The sequence below is a fragment of the Methylibium sp. T29 genome (genome assembly GCF_000576205.1).
Lineage (GTDB): Bacteria > Pseudomonadota > Gammaproteobacteria > Burkholderiales > Burkholderiaceae_C > Methylibium > Methylibium petroleiphilum.
In genome coordinates this window covers 1-558 of record NZ_AZND01000602.1, presented here as the reverse complement: position 1 = coordinate 558, position 558 = coordinate 1, and the positions used below count along the sequence as shown (strand labels likewise).

Annotated in this window: 1 protein-coding gene; it reads right to left on the bottom strand. The window is 75.4% G+C overall.

Translation table 11 applies throughout. The features are described 5' to 3' along the window. The coding region (locus x551_RS23065) for an MFS transporter (RefSeq protein ID WP_036252300.1) at positions 1 to 558 on the bottom strand (558 nt) is incomplete at both ends.

The following is a 558-nucleotide window of genomic DNA, read 5'->3' as shown; positions in this document are numbered from 1 at the left end:
GCCCAGCGCGAGCAGCGCGCCGACCCAGCCGGTCGAGGTCCAGCCCAGGCCGGCCGCGATGGCCACGCCGCCCAGCCAGGCACCGAGCGCGTTGGCCATGTTGAAGGCCGAGTGGTTCAGCGCCGCGGCCAGCGTCTGCGCGTCGCCGGCCACGTCCATCAGGCGGATCTGCAGCGCCGGCGCCAGCGCCACCACGGTGCCGACCAGGAACACGCTGGCGGCGGCGCTGACCGGGTGGTGGGCGGTGAACACGAAGGAGCCCAGCACCAGCGCGCTCCACAGCAGCAGGCCGGCCACCGTGCGCATCAGCGCGCGGTCGGCGAGCCGCGAGCCCACCAGGTTGCCGGCCACCATGCCCAGGCCGAACAGCGACAGCACCGCCGGCACCGCGCCCAGCGGCAGGCCGGACACCTCGGTCAGCGTGGGCTTGATGTAGCTGAACACCGCGAACATGCCGCCGAAGCCGATGGCGCCGATGCCCAGCGTGAGCCACACCTGGGGCCGCGCCAGCGCGCCCAGCTCGCGCAGCGGGCTCGCGCCCTGCGCCGCCGCAGTCGG